Genomic DNA, 24,331 nt, shown 5'->3' on the forward strand with positions numbered 1-24,331 from the left:
GTAAATATAAGTAAGATAATTAAATATAGAAGATGGCAAGGTATTTTTCACAAGATGGTTACAAAAAAAGAGTAGATCGTATCCTACCCAACATAAAAATAACCGTAGAATATTCCTCTTTCAAGCGAATATCTTACGGCTACTTTTTGAGCCAATCACCCTCTTTTCGCTAACTAGCGTGCTGATGTCGTTCTTTAGTGTCTACTGAGGTAGTTCCAAAAGCCTAAATTCGCTCATTTGGAAATTTGATCCAGAGGAGACTGATTTCACAACATACCGATAATGGGTGTAAGGTTTTGAATTCGTAAAGGTGAAATTGACCGATTTATTTCTATCAGCCGGAGTATTTCCAAAACTATACCCCGTGACAGTGCCCAATGTTACCCAAGTATCTCCATTTTCAGAGGCCTGTATTTCCCAATCTTTGGGATCTCGTTCTGGAGAGTCGTTTCCTGTTGTTATGGTATAACCATTAATGGTTTGTGGTTGATAGAATACAAATTGCCAATACATTCCAGGTTGATATCCACCAATAAATAGTTTCGTCTTGTTATCACCATCTATTAACTTCTTCGATCCTTCACCTGCGTCAGGGCCGCTCGAGTTGTCTTGAGAGATTCGAAAGGTATTATCAATATTTGTCCAGTCTTTTATAATGCCTAGATCGGTAAGCATCTTGGTAACGACGATTTGAGATCCTTTAGGAGTTTTTACATTTAGCTGGTAGGTTTCGAATTTCCCCACCTCAATCGAAATATCGGCTTTCTCCTTATCAGAAACTTGCTCATATTTATCTTTATCAGTCATCTTTGACCAAATGACTCCTTTAACTGCAATATCACTAGCATAACTTAGGATCAACTTTCCTGTTCCGTTCTTTGTCGCATTGAATCGAATTAGCTTCTCCGCATCAATTTTAATGACCTCCTCCCGTTGAGCCCAATCGCCATTTTCATTGAGCACTTTAAGTCTTACAGTGAAATCACCCGTCCCTAAAAAAGTATGTTGCGGCGAAGTTTTCGAAGAGGTGCTATCATCACCAAAGCTCCAACGTGTTTCAGTATAGTCTTTTGACTGATTTGTAAATTCAAAAGTAAATGGGTCATCCTTCGCAACCTGCTTAATAGAAAAAGCAGAAACCGGATTGGGAAGCTGAGGTTTGTCAACAACCACTTCCTTTTCTTTACTGCAACCTAATAAGGTAAACAGTAAAAGTATATAAAAGTTATATCTTACTAATTTCATCTTCATAAATTCATCGTTGTAATACCATAAGTTACCGCCCGTCTATAAAAATTCAATCATCCTCCATTCAGAACATTGGAATAAACTACTTCCAACGTTTTCTGTAATATTTAGACGATAAAATTTATAATTACCTGGTTTTTGCACATTAAATCGTCTTGTTTGAATTCTATTTGGGAAACTTTCATTTACTCTTGTATCAATAGTGACCCAATTTATACCATCTAAAGACGCCTCAAGAAACCAGCTTTTTGGATCACGTTCTATAGCATCATTTCCAGATGTAAGTGTATATGCTCCAATCTTCAGGGTTCTGGTAAATGTAAGCGTGCACTGCAGATCACCTGTAAATGCGCTCTGCAAGAATTTTGTACTCGTCAGATCATCCACCAGCTTGAGACTCCCCTCACCTGCATTTGCACCACCATTATTATCGCGATTTACCGTTAGAGTTGCTTCCCCCGTTACATCGAATTCGACAACCTTTGCACAATCAATCAAAATCGTAGTATAATTTTTCTGAGGATTGATCACATGCAGCGTCGGGTCCTTCAAGTAGACCGTTACAGCGAGAAACTTATCTTTATTTTTGGTAATAACATCCCAAGGAATTGATATATTGAACGCCGCTGCGGATTTATTACCCAAAACCTGCACGCGTGAAGGAATGGAATATTCATTCTCCTTTAAACCGATCGTGTTCACAGGCACCTTTTTCTTCGTTATCCAATTTGAAATTGAATCAGTTGTTCCTCGCACTTCAACATAAAAAAATTTACTAGGAAAGGACGCTAACGAAACACCGATCGGTATTTCAATTCCAGAAGGTGTTGTATTGTAATTATTATGATCACTTGCCAGGATAATATTGCCAGGTGAATTTGTTATCGAAAGATAATGGATATCTTGCACAGTCAGCAGATCCTTTGAGTCCATCGTTATAATTATGCTATTTGGATTTCCCAACTGATTACCTTTTCCTGGATTAGACAACTTATACGACAGTGCGAACTTCTTACCGTAAACACGTTCGATTTCTGTTCGCGAAATCGTTAACAAAAAAGAGGTGGTATCTGCACCATATTGAAACTTCACTACATTGGGAAAAGAAAATGCTGAATTCGGAAGTGTAACCACCTCTTTTAGTGTTCCCGATTCGATTAATTTGGTAACTGTATCGGTATTCAATTGAAGCTCAACATCAAAAGTTTGGGATGCTGGACTACTCAATTTCACTTTCATCGGAACCTGTACATAATCATTTGTTTTGATCAGATCTTTTCCCTCACCTTCTGCGATAACTTGAACAGGAGCCCCTCCTTGTAAATTAAACACTTCTAGATTATCTTTTGAACAAGCCAAAAATTGACTACAGCCCAAAATTATCGTTATATAATAAAATAGTCTTTTCATATTAGCTTTTTTAAGATTATTTGTCTACCCAAACTCGTCCATCTAGTTGCCAATTCTCCTGTCTAGCAATCTGCAACCAGCTAAATATCTGGGCAGTTATATCGGTATTTTTCGGCACTAACGTACTTATTGTTTCAACAGAAGGAGCGCAAAGGAAATCATTCAGTTTAGAAATTTCATAGGCGGAATCCCCAATCTTCAATGTATTGCCATAGGGGCCATCATCATAAAGTACGCCATCAGTAACAGTTCCCACAATAGGCCAATTGGCCGCAAGATTTGGGTAATAGGGATGTTCTTCACTTACTCCTACTTGGCAATTATATTGCGTAATAACTGCCAGGGGCAATGCTACTTTCCAAAATCGAACATCAGCCAAGTAGTAATCGCCTTCGTTCCAATTGCTTCCCCCATTTAACAGTCCCAACCTAAATTTTGCTGGACTACTAATTGAACCCCATGAACTAATGTCCATCTCATTGCCGGGGAGACCATTTGTATAGGTTTTAACTATGCGTTTACCGTCACTTGTCAATGCTCCGACTATTGTTACATTATTCCATGTTGCGTTGTTCAATTTCGGGCCATTTACCTCACCACTTCCATTCGGACCGCGACCATTGAACATCCAATAATCGTCTTTGAAAGCCATGATCCATCCATTTGTCGGCGCGCCTGATTCCCATTTCTCTCGTTTACCAATAAAAGATGGATAATTGGGAAATTTATAGGTATTATTTGGTCCTTTATTCTTCTTAACTTTTAATTCAATGGTAAATTCCTCATTATCGCCGAGATCAAAAACAGGATTATCCCCTTCGGTCAACTCTGCGTAAATACCGCCTTTAAACCTTAAAAAATCTCCCGAAAAGCGACTGCCCAAATAAGGTTTATTGATATACCTTGAATTATATTTCGGCGAGTAGAAAATAGTAAAGGTATTAACATTTGGGTTGCTAAAGATTGTATTGTCATTCTGCGTCGGAGGAATTTCAAACGGCCCCCCTTTACTTGAAGTGATGATTACCAACCAATTCTCTTTTTTAAAAGCGGGACGTTGCTCCAACGCCTTAATAACTTCCCCTACCTGCTTATCGAAATTTTCTATGGCAGCTTTATAAACAGCACTGCTATTGTCATAAGCGCTAGCCTTTCCTGCTTTATCAATCGCTGTAAAATGTGCAGTTAGCATTGTTAACTCTGGTTGCTTTAAACCCTCCTTAATACCATTGACAACCTCTTCGTCTGTACTCTCCAATTTAGCTACCGCAACAGGAGTTAGATGATCAACAAATAGTTTAGAACTGCTATACACCTTAAATTCAGGGTTTTTCATATTTGAAGCGACCCTTGTATAGACTGTCGGAAAGGTCTGAAAATTATTGTTCTTAAAATTATCACCAATGACCAAATGTTTATTTTGGCTTACCCCGGTGATAATACTGGATAAATCAGCGCCAGTAGCAGTTGCATCGTCATGTTCCTCGCTTAACGAAACCCATGAATAAATCGAATGGTTGAGCAAACCATTCATCGTTGGAATATTTGCCGTTCGAACCGATTCTCCTCTTGCTCCATCCACAATGAGCATGAGCACTTTAGGCTTACCATACACCAGGTCCACGGTATCTTGTTTACCCTCATTATCCGGTAGCAAGCGACCGAATTCATCTTTACAGGACATGAACATCGATAACATGACCAAAGACATTAGCCAGCGGCTTATATTTCGAAAATTAGCTTGAGATCTCATCAGTTTAAAATTTAAGTTACTGTTCCAATTTAATTCGAATCAGATTATGTACTTCTTCATTATTAAATCGTCCAAAAAAGCCCATCAAAAGTAATGCGCGTTTGCCATCTTCTGTTTTTGTCTCGACAACTTTATTGATATAGCCAGAGAAATAACCAGAAGTGTTATAATCTCCATTCAATTCTCCATTGGAATTCAGGATCATAAAGCCATTTCGGGCAATATTACTATAGCGCGCAAAATCTCCCGAAACGACAACTAAACCATCATTTAATTGCATCGCATAGAAGGGACTTCCACCTTCAAAAGTTTTGGCCTGGAAACTTTGGTCTACTGTTCCATTTGCATTCAACATAATAACTTTTATTGCAGCTACACCGTTGTATTTACTAAAATCTCCAACAACCATATATTTATTCGTGACATTATTGTAAGTAACCGAAGACACATTGTAGTCCGCTCCAACTCCACCAGGGTTAAATGTAGCATCTAATGTTCCATCAGCATTTAACCGTGTTATATATCCTGCGGATTGTCCATCAAATCTATTGAAAGAACCATAAGCTAAAATTTTCCCCTTTAAAGCCCCACTATTATGATAGACAGTTGCTACAGATCCATTTCCACCAGCCATTGCTTTGCCATCTGCCCCAAACCTAAAAGACTTATCCAGTGAACCATCCAGATTCAATCGGGCGATATGCCTGATTTCTGTACTATCCAAAATAATGGTATCTCTTGTCTCAAGCCGATTTGGCTTATCATAGGTGCGGTGAATGTAATATCTAAAATTTCCTGTCGCTAAGATTTTTCCTTCAGACTCATAAATATTTCCGATATTTCCATCAAACCCACCATTAAATGTCGGATAATACTTTAGTGTATCTATTTGCCCAGGACGTCGGAATGGTTTAATGCCCATTGTATCGATAGCTCCTGTTGTATAAATTCGTGTCAGATTGCTGATATCTGAATTACGCTGCCCATACCCCGAAAAAGAACCTGCCAAAAAATAGTAATTTCCTAATTTTAAAATGCTATTTAGCGAATTATTGGCGCCGGTACCTATACGAAAGCTTGCATCATACGTTCCATCTGCAAAAGTTCTGACGAGACGATTAATTGGCCGGATCGATCCTTTATTATTATAATTTGTAAAGGCCCCTGTAAAGATCATTTTGCCATCTTCCAAAAAAAGAACATCAGAAACGGTATTATTTGTTCCTACCCCCACTTGAAAAGTTGGATCTATAGATACATTTCCTAAAACCGTAAATTGTGGTCCAAAAAATACAATATCATCAATTGCAACAGAAAGCACTCCCGTACTAGCAAAAGGCGGAACCTTAAGCTTTACATAATCTGCTGTTAACTCGACAATCTGTGCTTTCTCGCCGTTAAATCGGATGATAGCTTTATCTTTATATTTATCTAAACCTTTAATCCGCATGATTGTCTCAACTCCGGTTTTACCCGATTCTGGTTGCATTTTATCGGTTGGATTGATTTCTATATCCAAAGGCGGTAGCCCTTCCTCATATGGAGCTGAAAACATCTTATTATTCTTATTGCATCCCAAAAAAAGAGCAATAACAAACAACAAGGCTGTAAATTTCCAAATCGTATTGTACATAACTTTCATAATTTAAACTACAACTGGTTATTGTTATTAACGCTTACTTTCTAATATATCCCATAGAATATCGCTCTGATTGAATCCGAACTGAGCTTTGGTATAATCGATTACATGGACAACGCCATTATCAGGTTGAATATCTGATGAAGCGACCGGGCATGACCGCCATTCATTTGGCCTACTGATATCTGGAATATAGGAGATATACAATTGTCGGTACCCCATATATTTCAATCGGGTGATATTGTTTTTATCAGAATCATTTATTGCATCGTTATAGACAACTCCTATATTGGAAACTGTATTTGCAAATGAGGTGTAATTTTGTCCTTTATAGACATTTAGTAAATCAAAATCGATCTGTGGATAGTCCATTAATTTTCGTTTTCCATTAAACATATAACGCCGTAAATACTTACGCCAAATCGCACTATCTACATCTGCCAATGTTTTGATGGTATCTCGCCCTAAATTGTAAAGCAACCAATTAACACTTGACTGATCGATAATGGAATTTGATTTCGCTCGACCAATCAACCTCTTTATATTTTCATCCCTCGGAGCAAAAAAAGTAAATTCCTTGGTCTTAAAATCTTCTTCCAAACCTGCCAACCTAATTATTTTGGCAATCGAATCAAATTCCCTTGGTTTTGAATCCAGGTAATCTATAATGGAGCCATCAAATTTTGCCTGCGCCAATCCGCCATCTTTATAATATGCATCCTTTTTGCATGATCCCAGGCCAAACAGTAACATCGTAATGAAGGCATATCCTATAATCTTAGCTTGTCTCATAATAAACTGATTTAATTTCCTCCTGTCCAATAATCGTTCAACACGATTTTTGAATTAAAATTTTTAGCTGAAGCATCCAAAGGCCAAGTCCACGCACGACGGTTATACTGATCAATTGTCATGGGATTCATGGTCCATTGTGGATTTAGTATTCTTCGGGTCCGGATCAGATCAAAGTATCTTGCCCCTTCGCCAATCAATTCACGACAACGCTCTTCGAAAATAAAATTCTTAAGATCTGTACCACCACCAGCATAGCGAGGGGCTTCAGCCCGATCCCGAACAATATTAAGTACTGTGATTGCCTCAGCCTCACGTGCAGCACCTAAATTAGCTAGCGCCTCCGCTTCTAATAACAGCGCATCCGCATAACGAAATATCATAAATGTATTATCCGGATTAGAGTCTTCATTTCCCGACGCAAAGACATTGGCTGCAAATTTCTTCAAAACAAATAATCCATCATTCGCATACATATCCTCATACCAAAGCTCTTTTCGCTTATCTGCAGGACCATTTAGCGGATAAATCCTGTACATGAAAATGGAGGAATAATAAGCAATGCTGAATTGCTGGTTATAACGAGGAAACTTATATGGCCAACGTAAAAAATGATCCCACAAAGGCGCATATGCATTGTTCTGATCATCGTAATTGATCGTTCGGTAGAATTCGAACAGCGATTCCTCCGTACGTCCTTTTGAGACTTTAGCCCACTCCTCGGGGGTTAGTTTGTACAGACGGTGAACGCCACTAGCACGCAACTCCTTACCTAAGCTAGCCACACTTTCATAATACTTCGTTGCATTTGGCGAATCAAAATTCGCATTCCACATCTTCATGTGCATCAACAAAGCGATAATGCTTCCCCGGCTTGCTCGGGCCCCACGCTGTGATGACTCCCCAAAAGTCCATGGCATAATATCTTTAACAGATTCTAAGTCGGCAATGCTTTTGCTAATTACAGAAACCATATCCTCACGTGAAAGTTGCTTTGCGAAGTATGCATCGGTATAATAAACCACGTCGCCATATAGACGAACCATCCAGAAGTAACTTAGACAACGCATAAAAGTGGCTTCAGCTTTATAACGATCTTTATCCGAAGCAGATAAACCTGGAATTCCCTCTTCCAATTTGGAGATTAAAATATTACAGCTCTGAATTACCTTATAATAAGTATCCCAGATAGAAACCTTATACATGGCATAACCTTGGGAACGACCGCCACTCATTGTATTGTTATACACAGCATTCATGTCATTCGTCCCTAGGTCGCGAAGTATCATTCGATCAGTTCCAGCTGTAGGGGCGGGAAAAATTTCTCCCGACCTCGCCTCACCAATGGCACCGATTACCCATGACTCGTTCAGTTTTTCAAAAAACTGACTGTAGATACGTGCTATATTTGCTTCTACATCCTCCTTTGACTGATAGAAATTGTTACCCGTAAGCCTATCGATCGGCTCCACCGTCAGAAATTTCTTACAGCCCATCATTACGGTTGTACATAGAAATATGACAAACGCTATTCTTCCTATATTTCTTTTTATTTTCATAATACAGCTCGATTAGAAATCAATATTAACACCAACATTATATTGCCTAGGAACAGGGTATCCACCAGAAGCATCCCTACCCATCGTGCTTACATTTTCGGGATTAGGTCCACTGTACTTGGAGAATGTGTTTATATTTTCAGCCGAAACATATACCCGTAGACGCTCAAGTCCATATCTTCTGATAGCATTTTTTGTAAACATGTAAGACAGTGTCACACTATTTAACTTAAAGTAGGACCCATCTTCAGCCCAGAGATCTTGATCCATCCGAAACGGATTAACACTTGAGTATCTTCTGAAATCGTAAGCATAAGGATACTTTGCATTATCGCCGGGTTTCATCCACATATTAACATCATCTAACGGAACCACCGCTCTATCACCATAGGGATCGCTCATCAATTGCAGTCGCTCGGCAAGTGCATTATTCAAGATGGTGCGTTTTGCCGTATAGGACGCATATAAGTTCAAACCAAATGATCCGAGAGTTTCATGATTGTAATTAAAATTCAATTGCATACCGCCGGTAATCAATGGTTGAGAATTCCCGGTACGGGCATAGTCATTTTCATCTAAAACATAGTTGCCATCTAAATCTGCAAAAATGGGATCACCCGCCTGAAATTCTGTACCATTGGCCATCCGATAACGTCGTCCAGTCGCCGGATCAACCGGTACATCCGCATCTGTGCTGTATACACCTCTATTTAATAACATGTAGTTGGACATCGTTGAGGTTCCCACTCTAAATACAACGTGTTGCTTATATTTATCAATATTTTCCCAACGGACAAATTGCCCACCATAATGCTCAGGTAGTTTTAACAAAACATCCCGGTTATAGGCTCCGTTTACCCCTATGGACATGGTAAAACGACCTTCGGTCAAAGGCCTTAACATAACAGATAACTCATGTCCATAATTGGCAATGGCAGCTGAGTTGCTATTTACCTTTTCAAAGCCGAGCGACGAAGAAAGTAGTTCTTCAAATAGAATATTGTTTACTTTCTTATAATACGTGTCATAAGTCAATTCAAATCTATTTTGAAAGAAAGCGAGGTCCAAACCTAAGTTATACTGGCTTGTTGTTGTCGGTTTTAGATCAGGATTTGGAATTTGTTCATAATTGATTCCGATGCCTATCTTATCATTATAGCTTCCTGCAATATCGTATTTTCCGTAAACGCGCTCCAAGGTACTATTCGGCATAACATTCACCCCCCAACTGGTTCGAATGGAGAGCAAATTAATCCAGTCCACATCTCTCAAGAAATTCTCATGATAGGCATTCCATCGAAGACCAACAGCAGGATTTTTGGTATACAGGTTTCCAAATCCATTCTGTGACGACCCATCCATTCTGTAAGAGAGGTCTACCACATACTTCTTCATGTAATCGTAAGTTCCAGCGATTGCAAAAGATAATCCTCTTTCTTTTCCGAATCCACGGCGCAATAATCCTCCTCCTTTGGAAAAATAGCCATCAAATCCAAGAGGTCCTTCAAATTGATCATTTGGTGTACGGGCTTGTAAAGTTGCATTTGCTTGTTTTTCCAAGGTCCGAATCTCATTGAATAGATTGAAAAATACGGTATGCTTTTCATTAAACGTGTGACTATAATTGATAGAGTTCCTATTATACAATGAATTGTATCGACCATAATAAGCATAAACTTGTGCAAATTGACCATTTGCTGCCGCTGGTGTAAACGTGTTTTCATTATCGGAAGTAGACTCATAACTCATTGTTGTTGTTGCCCGCAAACCTGGAATAATTTCATAGGATGCTTCAATGAAAGGCTTGATCGATTTAGACGAATTATCATTTCGGGTCTTCAATGCTGAATTATATCCTGAGGATGCCAGATAAAAAGACGGACCAGGCAACAACGTTGATGCCATCCCGTTTGTTGCCACACCAGATTGTAAAATACCTAACCCGTTCCCCTTACTTTTTGAGCCAAGTGAAGCACTTATCTGCGCTGTAAATTTAAATTTCTCGTTGGGATAATATTCAAATCGCATATTGGTCATATAGCGATCAAAACCCGTATTTTTGATGATACCATTTTCATTATAATAATTCAGGTTCGCCTTATAGTTTAACTTCTGGTTCCCCCCATCAATTGCGACATTATGCGTTTGGTTGTAGGTTGTCGCATAAAATAAGTCCTGCCAATTGGTTGAATTATTGTAATAAGCGTTCAAACTATCCGATAACATGGGGGTTTGTGAAATTCGGTCCAGGTCATCCTGCGACAGCGCATTTCCGTAGATCTGCAATAGCTTTAAACGGCGTTCTAGATTTCCTCCCAAAGTTGGACGTAACTGGGGTGGCGTTTTCAGGAAGAAATTGCCCGTATACCTGACTCTGGGAACCTCAGAATTACCACGTTTCGTATTGATAATGATCACACCATAGGCAGCCAACGATCCATATAGCGATGTAGCCTGCGCATCTTTAAGCACCTCTATACTTTCTATATCCTCAGGGGGAATTAATGACAATGGACTGATTCCTGGCCCCTGCTGGCTTAATCCAAGTTCATTGGCTCTATCCGCATCCATTGGCACGCCATCGATAACATACAACGGTGAGGTGGGGGTCAGAAATGACTGATCACCGCTACCTGTCACACTGATTGTCGAAAGTCCACGGATCTGTGTGGATCCTCTAAATCCCGGTGCTCCAGTATTTACCTGTATATTTAACCCTGCGACCTTGCCTTGAAGCAAATTTTCCACATTCGCCGATGGAATATCTTGAATTTCTTTTCCACTGATCTTAGTCGAGGACCCTGTAGTTGTCTCTCTTGGACGCTTCACATACCCCCTAACAACAACTTCATCCATTTGATTATCGATCTCCTTCAATTGAACGACTACATTTCTGTCGGCCTTCACAGTCATCGTGGTTCCATCATAACCAATTAATCTAAAGGCAACGGAAGTTCCGGTTGCCGTTGTTAAGCTAAATGCCCCCGAGGAATTTGTCGAGGTCGCTTCCTTTCCAGATTTGCCAAAACGTACTGTAACACCCGCCAGCGGCCTCCCTTTATTATCTGTTACCTTACCAGACATAATGACTGTCTGTGCAAAAACCTTTGTAGAAAGAAACACACACAATATCAACAGCATGCAGCTGTTATAAAATATCTTAAATTGCATAACTTTTTCAATTATTCATTATCAAATCGTGGATTCTCCCTTTGAAAATGGAAAACAATCTCCCAATCTCCTTTGGTAAAAATTTTAAAGTTCAACCCAAAATTGGCCGTAATTAAACCGCCGCCAAATCCCTTTCTGGAATAGGAAAAATCGACCTTTGCACTGTTCCCATTGCTATACTTTGTTGGGAAACTTGTTAAGGGAATTGGATAAGCTACATCATATTGCACATAAGTAGAGGTTTTTTTCATGTTAAAACCATGCACCAGTTCATTCCACTTTGTTTCATTAAAACTATCCGGATTTATCGGTTCTCCATTTTTATTCAAAAAGACAAAGCGCAAATTATGTCCATTCCCTCCAGTAAATCTGCGGATATAGACAACCAGATCTTTAAACTGATCATCCGTGCGTAATAACTGATTGGAAGATTCCCCATACACCCCATTCATATAGGAAGGCCAGATATAGCTTTTCTTGTTTGGATTTTTAGGGTCATTTGGATCAGGAGCAGTTTCGCCATTATATGGATTTTTATCCGAATAAGGTTCATAGTCCTGAACACGCCATGGCAGGATCATAAAATCCTTGATCACTGTAGACCCACCCGAATTGGAGACCTTTAGATCAAAATATCGTATATTCTGCACCAGATCTATACTGTCTTTTGAGCGCGGCTCGATCAACTCGTTTGTCGAAGAATTCCACAAAATAAAGCTACCTGTAGAATCTACCTCAAAAAGAGGGCGATACACCAACTGGCGCTTGGCCTCAATTTCTTCCAAGTTCTTTTCAGTACCATCGTAACGGTATATCCACCGATAGACAGGTTTTACTTCGAAAAGGTCCTTGTAAGGACGCCCATCACCATAACGGGGATTAACAATTTCAAATCGTAGCGGTGTGGTCGAATGATCGGTATTAATATTCCCCATCAGCGAGGTTCTTCCCAAGATGGGATAAAAAGATTTTCCGTCGTAAGTCAAGTTGACACTTAAAAATTCCTTTTCATCAGGTAAATTGTAAAGCTTTTTACATCCATTTAAGCCGACGCACATCAAGATGAGCAGTCCCAAGTTGCATGTCTTATTTATTGTGTTAAATTTTCTAGCAATTTTCATGTCCATACATTCTTAAATTGGTTATTGATTACGATTCATTGTCCAATCTGCCAACTGGAAATCGTTACCACCGTACATGCGTGCAATATTCAAACGATAAGCTTTGTACGTCTTCGTATTTGTAAAAAAGAATACGCGCAATTGAAACCTCTCGTCAAACTCCTCCCCTTGTCGAGAGTCCAATAAGATCCATTTCCCACTTTCTCCATCAAGCCCCTGCAAAGTCCAGTCTGTTGGATCTCGGTCTTGAATATCATTAGCTGAGCGGAGTGTGTAACTGTTGGCAAGTACTTCGACAGGAAAATCCCACTGCAGATAGAACTGCCCAGGACTTGATAAAAAGAACTTTGTTTCTGGATTACCATCGAATACATATTTTGATGCTTCTACTGCATTGGGCCCACCTGAAGTTTCTTTCGATGCAGAGCCCTGTCCTTTGAATTTTATGAAAAGATTTTCTGGCGGTGGGATGTAAATGATCTGACTAACAAACTTGTTAAATCCAAATACATGGTCTGGGTTCAACACATGAACAACGGCATTATCTGTTTGGATATTTAACGAACTGGTTTCAGTCGTTACCCAGTTACGATTGAAAACAGATCTTCTTGTATCGGACAGGTCAACAATCGTAGGGCCGCCATTCATATAGCCAGATGAAGATTGTTTGTTCAGCCCAATATGCATTGGATAGCCATAGCGAATTCCCAATACATCCTTTCCATCCTGACTATTAAGGGAATCGCTCGCAATTTTTCCTTGGATAATATATTGGCATAACAAAGAATCCAGTATTTCATACTTGACCGAGTTCAGGTATTGTGCAGGCTTGTCAGACACACTCAATGTATTATTCAGGTTTTGAATAGCCAATTGAAAATTGGCATTAGTTAGCGCAAACAGTGTTACTGTACTATCTTCCAGTTTCTTTTGGAGACCGATTCTATCGATGACCTTAACCAAAGAGTCATACACACCAGGTTTACTTTTAAGGTAGCTATATAAATTGCCTTTAAACACCGGCTCCTGGGATATGGGCGAATAATAGCCTTTATCCTTGGCACAAGCATACAGCAGGGCTGTCATTAAGAGTGCATATACACCACGTACAAATAGGTTATTTCTCATAATTAACTCCTTTACTTCCAATAAGCATTTTGTTCGATCAACTTATTTTGTGTTAGAATCTCTCGAGCAATTGGCCAATAGATTCCATCATTGGCTATCAATTGTGCCAACTGAGGATTGTCATGTTTGATCTTCTCCCGCCGAATCATATCATACCAGCGGTGCCCTTCACCCATCAATTCTCTCTTTCGTTCTAAAAAAATGGCATCTACCAGATCTCCATTTGTCGTTTCACTATAAACTTTAAGCCCCCTTCGTTCCCTAATCTCATTTAGAAGTTCAATGGCAGTAGATTTTTCACCCAACACGGCTAAAGATTCCGCCCGCAAAAGCGTGATATCTTCCAAACGTGTGAGTACAGTCGCACTGGTAAAAATGCGAAAAGTAGGATCGGAAGAACCTCCCATGATACACTTGATTTTACTAAAGATTGGATACTTACCATTGAAGTTTCTGAAATACACTTCAGTAGTGGGGCTACCTAGTGTATCAATACTAAAGCGCTGATCCTTCTTCTCATTAAAAGTTTTTAAAATCGTTTCTTTCGGCATATAAATATCTGGCACCGACTTGTTGACAACAGGAGCAGCCAGTGTCAATTCTTCAATATGCCCTGTAAACGATGCCTCCACATGGGCCCATATGTAAGGAAATGAGAACATCTGCTCGGACCGTTTCTCAAAGAAAAAACCATTGCCCTCCGTTAAAAACGAAGTAGACAAATAATAGGCACCTCCTTTACTATAATTATCCATCACAAATTGTGAATAAGAAGCCGCATCAGCATAATTAGCTTGCCATGCCGCCAAATGTGCAAGAATAGCATAGACAGAAAGCTTCCTAACCAAAGCACCATTCCATCTTGAAGAGGCCTCATTGTAATAGTTGCCAATTTGCTGTTCATCACCGGTACTATAGGAATAAGGCAATAATTGCGCTGCATCATACATTTCTTTTTCAATCCAAGCATACAGTTTTAACCGATCTTCCTTGGGCTTATTCTCAAAATTTCCGTCATGGGAATTTAGTATTAGGGGTACATCACCCCAAATACGGACCATATTAAAATAAGCGTAAGCACGTAGAAATCGAGCCTGAGCAACATCTACTACCAAATTATTTTCGGTGTAGCGCATGTCTTTTTCTCTTACTCCCGATGCACGCTCCATAAAAATATTAGCGGCATTAACTACCGCAAACCACCGTCTCCAATTCGATAATGCATTCAGCGATTCATAATTCGCTTTGAGGTCATTCTTAATAATTGCTTTGAGATCCTGCCGATTAGGGCTTTCGAAATCTCCCGCCCGAACTTCTCCATATAACCAATACGCATTATTATCGTCCAAAGCCGCTTTGGTTAAACCATAAATTCCCATCAAACCTGCGCGCGTGTCCTCCAAAGTATTCCACATGTTCTCTTCCTTGACCGTACGAGAGGAATCTATATCCAGCATTTTCTTACAGCCTCCCAGAAGCAATAAGAAAAGCAACAAAACACTCAATATGAGGTGATATCTTTTCATTTCTTTACGTTTAAAAGTCAACTTTTATTCCTAGCGTATAAATTCGTGGTATCCTCATCTTTGACCCAATATCATAACCTGTGTAATCTACAATCTCAGGGTCCACTCCACTATAAGATGTAATCGTAGCAACATTATTCGCAGATACGTAGGCATATGCATTTTTAATGGCCTGAGTTCGGCCCGCCACAAGAGAAGTTAAGTTATAGCCCAAAGTGACCGCCCTTATTTTAACAAATGAAGCATTCTCTAAGAAAAGATCTTGATCGGCCTGATAAGCTATAACAGTACTCCACGGGTTATACAGTGGATATTTACTGTAATCACCCCTTTTTTCCCAATACGTAATCTCTTTGATAGCATCTAGATTTTTCGCCCCTTCATTATTGATAAAATCAAACCGATTAGCCATTTCTTGATTAATGAGTTGTCGACCAATATTATAGTACATATTGATCCCCAGGTCCCATTTTCCAAACACAAAATTGTTATACCAATTACCAAATACAGCAGGTAAACGATGGCCTTGCAATTTCCGATCCTCATCATTGATTGTATTGTCGCCATTTCGATCTTTCCAAATCGGATCACCCGCACGTAACTGGATCGCATTGTAGGTCATTCCCTGAGGAACATCTGCATCTGTCCTGTAAATACCTTCATTAGCAAGTAGCCAATACTGGTCTAATGGCTTGCCGACCTCCAAAAGATTATTCCCTATCACGAGCCGATCTAGACCATTAGGCAATGCCTTTAATTTATTTTGATTATGGGATACATTCAGTGCCGTAGACCATTTAAAATTATCTGATTGAACCGGATCAAGCCCAACAGTCAATTCTGCACCTAAATTCTGCACATTCATTCCTGCTGCATAGCTCGATTTATAGCCATATTCGCTATAAGATGGAACGTTAATCAACTGGTTTTTTGTCTGTTTCACATAGACATCAAGGGAAACATGAAAATTTTTCTTTTGAATGGCATAATCCAGGCCCAGATTGCCTTGGTCTATGTAGGCCCAAGGAATATTGTATCCAACCCATCCCGACTCATAAGGTCTTACCAACCCTGCAATCGCATTATAACCAGCGATAAGCTGATTACCCGTAAAGCCCATTTGAGCGACATAATTGGGACCTTGTGCAAAATCATCAAACACATTGTTCAAGCCAATACGTCCAACACTGAAACGAGCAGTAAGGTCTTTCAGACTAGTATTGGTATTAAAATAACTATTCTTGATATTCCAATTTATAGACAATGAAGGCGTAAAAATCCAGCGAGCATCCGGTTGTGCATTAGAAGATCCATCAGAACGCAGTAAGAGAGACGTCTCAACCTTATCGCCATAGTTATAGGTCGCTTTTCCATAAAATGAGACCAGGTTATGACGAATGCGATCTAAAAATTTAAATATAAGCGCCTTAGGATATGCAGTAGCTTCGAGATAATTTGATTTAAGCGCATCATCTTCCAACAGATTCACCTTAATGAAATCATTCACTCCCTTATAAGCATAAGCATAGTTGTAGCGATAGGTATCCCATTGCAAACTATTGCCGACCAATAGATTTATCTTATTCTTTTCATTAATATTCCAATCATAAAAAGCCTTATTGTCAAATACTGCCCGCTGATTATAGCCATAGTAGTTTGACGCAAAATTATTGGATTCCATCAGCTTACTATGATAGAATTGGTCCCTATAGCCCTCATTATAATCGAGCATTCCTGTCGAAAGAAAATGAAAGTTTCCAAAATCAAACTGCAGCTTTCCGTACCCCTGCACAACGTTCGTCTTGTTGTTATCAAAGCCCTTTTTATAATAACTTAAATACTCATTGTAGACCTCCTTATTGGGTGACAAGGGTGCCGACAGATCCGGAAAATAGGCTAACTGGGCAAACCTATCCCGCAGGTTCAGATTACGATTACGATCGAGTCGAGCTATATTTGCCTGCATGGAGAACGTCAGCCAAGTCATCGGCCGCATATTCAGCCCAAACAAAGCATAATATTTATTCAATTTTACCTGATCAGCCACGCCTTTATCCTGTGTTGAGCCCGCTGCAAATTGAAAATTTGCACGTGGCCCACCACCTGATAAATTTGCATTCAAATTGTAAACTAAACCACTATTGTAATAAGAGTCCGTCCAATCGGATTTTCCAAAATAATTCATGTTGAGCGAGTCACTTAAATACACAGGGTATGAATCGCCGTCATTATATTTGCCATTGGAAGTATACAGATCATAAAACTGCTTTCTGAATTTATTTTCGTATTCGCCATTAATTGTTGTGACATGTGGACGCTCGGCCAAACCCGTATACATATTGACCGCTATCCGGTTGCTTTTATCCGCTTTATACTCTTTCGTACGAACAACTATAGCTCCGTTTGCAGCGTTAGGCCCATACATCGCAATCGCGGCAACATCTTTTAATACTTCAATAGACTTAACCATGTCTATATTAATATTCGCTAATAAATTGGTAGCCGGGCCAATACGCTCTAGGTTATAGGTTTGAACGGCATAAGCAAAGGGGTGTTCTCCAACCAAAGGAACTCCGTCCACAACAACTAATGGCTGATTCTGAAATACGTCAATATCAGAGAACAATGGCCTCGAAATACCACGAAAATACATTGGCTGCTTGGTACCCGATTCCCCGGAAGGTTCAGTTACATAAAGCCCAGTATTATTTCCTTTTAGGTATTGTGCTAAGGAAGAGTAAGGTAATAACGCCTGTTTTTTTATTTCTATTGGATTTACTTGGCTAGTCTTAATCTGAAATACTGAATCCAATTTTGAAGTTCCAATCTGAAGCTTAAGACTATCGGATGGTGATAACACCTTATCTTGACCAAAAGCAAAAGAATAACAGGCACAGGACCACCCTAAAAGAATAAGCCTATCCAAATACCTTTTTTTTATCATGTGCATATGAATGATATATAATTAGGTTATTTTTACTTTTCTACTATAACTGGTTAAAATCACCTCAAAAAAGAGGTGAAAATTCATTGATTTTTCGGGATAGGAAAATTGGTCGATTCCCATCCAAAATTGATATTACGCAGTATCAAATAGGATTAACATCATAATTTAAGGTTTTAAGTTTAAAATATAAAAACGTTTTAGCATAACAAAACATAATGAAATGTCAAAACGAGTCGGTTTGCTTAATTGGTCAGCACTTATCTCTCTTGGTTATATTGAAGATATATAGAAAAATGAGAAAAAAAAATTATCAGTGAAATTTTCTTTATTTGCTAAACTGGTTTAGTCACTAACATTAAGCAATTTATAGCTTAAAAACTGGTTTTTTACGTAGAAAAAATATGATTTTGCTAAAATGGAATTTTAAATTAATTTTTTTTTCCAATTGTAACTTCATGGCACAAACGAATTTAAAAACGAATGGACAGCTTAGCAATCATATGAATACCAGCTTGCTAGCACTACTCATTCAGATTGTAGGAAAAAAATAAAAACCCCTCGTAAAAGAGGGGTTTTTATTATAGTAATCTATCGTTACTATTATTTGTTCGGTTTATTACTCATCTCGAAGATTAATTCACCGCCATTTATAATGCTGCTATAGGGTAGTAGCAAATCAGCCAATTTCCGCCCGTTTAAAGAAACGGATTTAACGTAAACATTCTTCTCAGACTGGTTACGGGCAACTATAGAAAGACTGCGTCCGTTTTCAAGATTAACCTTTGCCGATTTTACCAAAGGACTGCCAATCCAATAGTTATCTTCCCCAGGTGCCACCGGATAGAAGCCTAATGCAGTAAATAAATACCAAGCAGACATTTGTCCACAGTCATCATTTCCCCCTAAGCCCGCATGACCATTATGATACTGATTCCGTATGATCTGTCTTACACGTGCCTGAGTTTTCCAGGGGCTTTTGGTGATATTGTACAAGTATGCCACGTGATGTGAAGGCTCATTTCCGTGCACGTAATTTCCGATAATGCCATCCCGGGTAATATCCTCCGTATGTTCAAAATATTTATCCGGTAATTCCATGGTAAACAGTGAATCCAAATAAGACTCTAAACGTTTTTTGCCTCCCATTAATGCCATCATTTCAGTAGGTTGATGCGGTACATACAGGCTGTAATTCCATGAATTACCTTCAATAAATCCTTGTCCATGTGTATCCAAAACATCAAATTTCTCCTGAAATTTACCCGCTGAATTCTTCGGACGCATAAATCCAATAGCGGAATCATAGAGTGATTTCCAACTTTCAGCCCTTTTGGAAAAAGTCGTGTAAATATCCTCTTTTCCCAATTTTTTCGCTAATTGCGCGATACACCAATCGTCATACGCATATTCCAATGTATTAGAAACAGATGTTCCCGATACATCTGCAGGAACATATCCCTTATCTATGTAAGCCCCAATACCCTCATACTGACGTTTATTGGCTGTTTGTACACAAGCTGCTAACGCGGCTTCCGAATCACCTTTGTAAACACCTTTGAGGATAGCATCAACAATAACCGATACGGAATGATAGCCACTCATGCACCAGTTATCATTTGCATAATGCGACCAGATCGGCAACATTTTCAATACACTCTGATCATAATGAGCCATCATGGATGCCACAATATCTGCATTACGAGAAGGGTTTATTAGATTCAACAGCGGATGAAAGGCCCTAAAGGTATCCCATAAAGAAAATGAGGTATAATTCGTAAAGCCTTCAGCGCGGTGCACCTCCTGGTCCAACCCTTTATACTCACCATTGCTGTCCATATACACCGTCGGCATTAAGCTTGCATGGTACATAGCTGTATAAAAATTAACAAGGTCTTCCTTGTTCAACATTTCAGCTTCTATTTTATGCAACTCCTTTTCCCAGGCGTTTTGCCCTTGCTTAACGTAGCCGTCAAAATTCCAGTCCGGAGCCTCAGCCTCCATATTGGCCAATGCATTCTTCATACTTACTGGACTTAAAGCTACTTTCAGGAGGATGGATTCTTGTGCTTTTGTATCAAAATCCAAGTGAAGCTTAATATTGTGCGCAGCAAGATCAGGGAAATTGTTCTGTTGATCAAACTTACGCCAGAAACCATTATAGACAGATTTTCCATCTTCATATTTGGCGCCGTAATTCTTAAAAGCTTTTGATGTCTTTATCGCAAAGTATACGGTGCGGGTTCTTGACCAACCGTTTGTCTGGCGGTAGCCTACCAGGGTTGAATCGTTCAAGACCTTGACAACGGTCCAAACATTCTTGCCGTCATAATTATAGATCCCAGCAGTTAAGTCTACAATAAGATGTGAAGCATTCGATTCTTTGAACGTATAACGGTGCAGTCCTACACGTGTTGTTGTCGTTAATTCAGCTTTAATCTGATGTTTATCCAGTAAAACACTGTAATAGTTGGCCTCAGCCCGTTCATTGGCATGCGAATATGGAGATCGATAACCATCTTGTGGTCGATCAGCTGTACCCGGGTTTAATTGGACTTTTCCTTGTGTCGGCATGATCTGTATATCACCAAGATCGGAGTGACCTGTGCCACTAAAATGCGTATGACTAAACCCAACAATCGTCGGATCATCATATTGATAACCAGCACAATATTTATAAACATCGCCGTTATACCGCCCATTAACAGCATACGATAATGTATCCGTATCAGGGCTTAATTGTACAGCACCGAATGGAACTGTCGCCCCCGGAAAAGTATGCCCCATTTTCGCCGTACCGATGAGAGGTTTGACATACTGAACTAATTTAGTTTCTTGTGCCTTTAATAAATATGGGACACTAATTAATCCCAAAAAGACTAAACTTCTGATATTCATCGCTTATGAATTATAGTTTGGGATTTTGGCTATAATCGGCCCACAGCTCATCAATAGTTTTACCCGTCTCCACTTTCCAAAAAGCATCACTATAGCTTTTGCTACGCATCGCCGCATCCAATTTTTTGACAAAATCCTTCTTTACATGTAGATTGATCCAGTACAAAAAGCGCGCTGTAATACGATAAGAATCTGTATATTTCTGCTTTTCGTTATATTCTGGCAGCTTCCAATTTGCTCCAGCATTATCTATTCCATCATCAAATCGCACAAAATCGGCTATCCCCTCGGTAATCCACCAAGGGCCTGCCCCATCGGGGTATGCTTGGACAATATGCATTACCTCATGGGTAACCACATCAATATCACCCGGATTTTTGGCAAACCAAGCTGGACTGTAACGGACGATCCCGCCCGCTGTTGCTGCCACACCTTTATAGTCCGGATCAATAACGAAAGACACCTTTTTTATGGTCTTTTTATTATATTTCTTGGCTAGTTTAGGATAGTTTGTAAAATATGCCGCCACCAACCTTTCTTTTAAAGGAGCACTAAAATCTTTGTCTTTATTTATCCAAATCAGGGTGTACCCACCTTTACTGATACTATCAACATCCACAGCCACTTTGCGGTCGTTTTCTGTATGTTTCCAGTTGTCCTGCGCGAAAAGTGAACAAGAGTATACCAAGCCAAATACGGTAACAACTACTTTTAAGTTTTTAAAGTTTATCATAACCCAATGATTATTTCTTTTTGTTCGACTTCAACTTGATATTTGTTTGCGAATCCGTTGTCATTGAATAAGGCGCTGAATTTTTGGACGATCCCCTCGTATAATTGGGTTTTGCCGTCATGTCAAAATTAAGTGTGCCACCTTCATGCAATGCTCTGTGACTTAACCAGTTCTTGCCATAATCCTTACCATTCATTTGTAATGTGTTTACATATACATTTTCAGCTGAGTTCTTTGGTGCATCAATGGTCAATGTCTTACCATTTTCAAATGTTAAGGTCACTTTTTTAAATAATGGAGCTCCGAGCACATATTCATCCGTCGCCGGACAAACCGGATAGAATCCAAGCGCTGAAAAGACATACCATGCAGAGGTTTGACCATTATCTTCATCACCACAATAGCCATCAGGTGTAGGCTTATACATTCGGTCCATCACTTGACGCACCCAATATTGTGTTTTCCAAGGTTGGCCAGCGTAATTGTACAAATATGGCATATGCTGAATTGGCTGATTACCATGTGCATATTGCCCCATATTCGCAACTTGCATTTCACGTATTTCATGGATAATACCACCATAATAGCTATCGTCGAAATCTGGGGACTGAACAAACACCGAATCCAACATGCTCACAAAAGTCTTCTCTCCGCCCATTAAATCGATAAGCCCCTGAACATCGTGAAATACGCTCCACGAATAATGCCAGCTATTTCCTTCTGTGAATGCGTCACCCCATTTTAATGGATTAAAAGGAGCCTGGAATTTTCCATCTTTATTCTTTCCACGCATAAGATTGGTCGATGGATCAAATAAATTCTTGTAGTTCTGTGCACGCTTAGCATACAAATCAATTTCAGCTTTCGGACGGTTCAACGCTTTTGCCAATTGGTAAATAGTGAAATCGTCATAAGCATATTCCAATGTACGTGCTGCATTTTCATTGATTTTAACATCATATGGCACATAACCTAAACTATTATAATATTCCACCCCTTTTCTTCCAACAGCACTCATTGGTCCTTCGTTATTAGCACCGTGTTGTAAAGCTTCGTATAACTTATTGATATCATAACCGCGTAATCCTTTCATATAAGCATCCGAAACCACCGAAGCGGAGTTATTACCCACCATGATATCGGCATATCCAGGACTGCTCCATTCAGGAAGGAAACCTCCTTCTAAATACGCATTAAGTAAACCTTCTTGCATCTCCTTATTAATGGAAGGATACATAAAGTTTAAGAATGGATACAACGCTCTAAAAGTATCCCAAAAACCTGTTCCTCCAAATAAATAGCCAGGAAGTGTTTTTCCATTATATGGACTGTAATGTACAGCCTTTCCTTGCGCATCAATTTCATATAACTTGTTCGGGAAAAATAAAGTCCGATACATGGTCGAATAAAATGTACGCAGTTGATCAATATCATCACCCTCTACTTTAATCTTCCCTAAAGTGGAATTCCAGATCTGACGTCCGTCTTCTTTTACTTGATCGAAAGATTTATTACCTAACTCATTTAAGTTTAATAAGGCTTGTTCGGCACTGATAAAGGAAGACGCCACTTTCACCTGTACTGGTTTCGTTTTGTCTTTTACCTTAAACCCTACGATTGCACCAGTGTGATCACCTTTGATCTGAAGTTGCCCATCCTTCTTCTCTTTGCCTTCCCAAGTAGCGACACTTGCAAAAGGCTGATCAAAAACCAAAACAAAATAATTCTTGAAATTAGCTGGCAGCGGACCGCGTGCATATTTCGAAGAATAGCCAATTATCATATTTTTTTCTGGAATAATCTGCACTTCAGATCCCTTTTCATAAGCATCCAAAACAATATAAGCGTCGTCTGTTTTATTAAACGAGATCCTAAACATGGCTGCGCGTTCTGTTGGTGTCATCTCTGCAGTCACATCGTGATCTGCTAGATAAACCGAATAATAATACGGTTTTACAATTTCCGCTTTATGCGAAAACCAGCTCGCACGCTCATCTTGATCAAATACAGGTTTTCCGGTCACAGGCATGATAGAAAAAACACCGTAATCATTCATCCAGGGTGATGGTTGGTGAGTCTGTTTTAAACCACGAATCTTATCAGCGGTATATTGATACTGCCATCCGTCGCCATTTTTCCCTGTTTGTGGTGTCCACATATTCATGCCCCAAGGTCTCGCAATCGAGGGATAGGTGTTACCATTGGACAACTCAAATTTGGATTCGGTACCCATTAATGGATTAACAAGATCGACAGCTTCTAGCTGCTGCCCTCTAAATTTCTGAGCCAAAACCGGTTTTGCGTAAAACAAACCCAAAGACAATAACGACCCTAGAAAAACACTTAAAGATTTCTTCATTATTTAGGATATATAAAAATATTTCTACTAAAACGTATTAGTAAAGATAT

The 24,331-nt window shown here is 39.4% G+C and carries 14 protein-coding genes; all 14 read right to left on the minus strand.

Translation table 11 applies throughout. The annotated features are described in order from the left end of the window. Positions 1-201 precede the first annotated feature (201 nt). Complete coding sequence (locus tag HS960_RS19085) at positions 202-1,245, minus strand: PKD domain-containing protein (RefSeq protein WP_182330379.1); 1,044 nt, start codon at positions 1,243-1,245, stop codon at positions 202-204. A 42-nt stretch (positions 1,246-1,287) separates the two neighbouring features. Continuing rightward, complete coding sequence (locus tag HS960_RS19090; RefSeq protein ID WP_153844833.1) at positions 1,288-2,658, minus strand: discoidin/SUN/FTP domain-containing protein; 1,371 nt, start codon at positions 2,656-2,658, stop codon at positions 1,288-1,290. A 16-nt stretch (positions 2,659-2,674) separates the two neighbouring features. Beyond that, positions 2,675-4,411, minus strand: a complete 1,737-nt coding sequence (locus tag HS960_RS19095) for an alkaline phosphatase family protein (protein ID WP_159731485.1) — start codon at positions 4,409-4,411, stop codon at positions 2,675-2,677. A 16-nt stretch (positions 4,412-4,427) separates the two neighbouring features. Then, positions 4,428-6,044, minus strand: coding sequence for a DUF5008 domain-containing protein (locus tag HS960_RS19100; protein WP_159731487.1), 1,617 nt, complete (start codon positions 6,042-6,044; stop codon positions 4,428-4,430). A 36-nt stretch (positions 6,045-6,080) separates the two neighbouring features. After that, on the minus strand, positions 6,081-6,842 hold the full coding sequence (locus HS960_RS19105; protein ID WP_153844830.1) for a fasciclin domain-containing protein: 762 nt from the start codon (positions 6,840-6,842) through the stop codon (positions 6,081-6,083). A gap of 11 nt (positions 6,843-6,853) precedes the next feature. After that, entirely contained in the window at positions 6,854-8,401 is a 1,548-nt protein-coding gene (locus tag HS960_RS19110) for a RagB/SusD family nutrient uptake outer membrane protein (protein WP_153844829.1), read from the minus strand. 12 nt (positions 8,402-8,413) lie between these two features. After that, positions 8,414-11,572 carry a SusC/RagA family TonB-linked outer membrane protein gene (locus HS960_RS19115; protein ID WP_153844828.1) on the minus strand — a complete coding sequence of 1,053 codons (3,159 nt, stop codon included), beginning with the start codon at positions 11,570-11,572 and terminating at the stop codon, positions 8,414-8,416. Between the two features lie 11 nt (positions 11,573-11,583). Then, the gene (locus HS960_RS19120; protein ID WP_227550091.1) at positions 11,584-12,693 is read right to left on the minus strand and encodes a DUF5007 domain-containing protein; all 1,110 of its coding nucleotides are present in this window, start codon (positions 12,691-12,693) and stop codon (positions 11,584-11,586) included. Positions 12,694-12,714: 21 nt separating this feature from the next. Then, a complete protein-coding gene (locus tag HS960_RS19125; protein WP_120333017.1) occupies positions 12,715-13,821 on the minus strand; it encodes a fasciclin domain-containing protein in 1,107 nt (368 codons plus the stop codon). Between the two features lie 11 nt (positions 13,822-13,832). Next, a complete protein-coding gene (locus tag HS960_RS19130) occupies positions 13,833-15,347 on the minus strand; it encodes a RagB/SusD family nutrient uptake outer membrane protein (RefSeq protein WP_153844826.1) in 1,515 nt (504 codons plus the stop codon). A 10-nt stretch (positions 15,348-15,357) separates the two neighbouring features. Further along, positions 15,358-18,291 carry a SusC/RagA family TonB-linked outer membrane protein gene (locus HS960_RS19135; protein WP_182330381.1) on the minus strand — a complete coding sequence of 978 codons (2,934 nt, stop codon included), beginning with the start codon at positions 18,289-18,291 and terminating at the stop codon, positions 15,358-15,360. A gap of 603 nt (positions 18,292-18,894) precedes the next feature. Further along, entirely contained in the window at positions 18,895-21,189 is a 2,295-nt protein-coding gene (locus tag HS960_RS19140; RefSeq protein ID WP_182330383.1) for a GH92 family glycosyl hydrolase, read from the minus strand. Between the two features lie 10 nt (positions 21,190-21,199). Then, on the minus strand, positions 21,200-21,922 hold the full coding sequence (locus HS960_RS19145; protein ID WP_153844823.1) for a basic secretory protein-like protein: 723 nt from the start codon (positions 21,920-21,922) through the stop codon (positions 21,200-21,202). Positions 21,923-21,932: 10 nt separating this feature from the next. Then, positions 21,933-24,281 carry a GH92 family glycosyl hydrolase gene (locus tag HS960_RS19150; protein WP_153844822.1) on the minus strand — a complete coding sequence of 783 codons (2,349 nt, stop codon included), beginning with the start codon at positions 24,279-24,281 and terminating at the stop codon, positions 21,933-21,935. Positions 24,282-24,331 lie beyond the last annotated feature (50 nt).

Source organism: Sphingobacterium paramultivorum (assembly GCF_014109745.1).
In the GTDB taxonomy this organism is placed as follows: Bacteria; Bacteroidota; Bacteroidia; order Sphingobacteriales; family Sphingobacteriaceae; genus Sphingobacterium; species Sphingobacterium paramultivorum.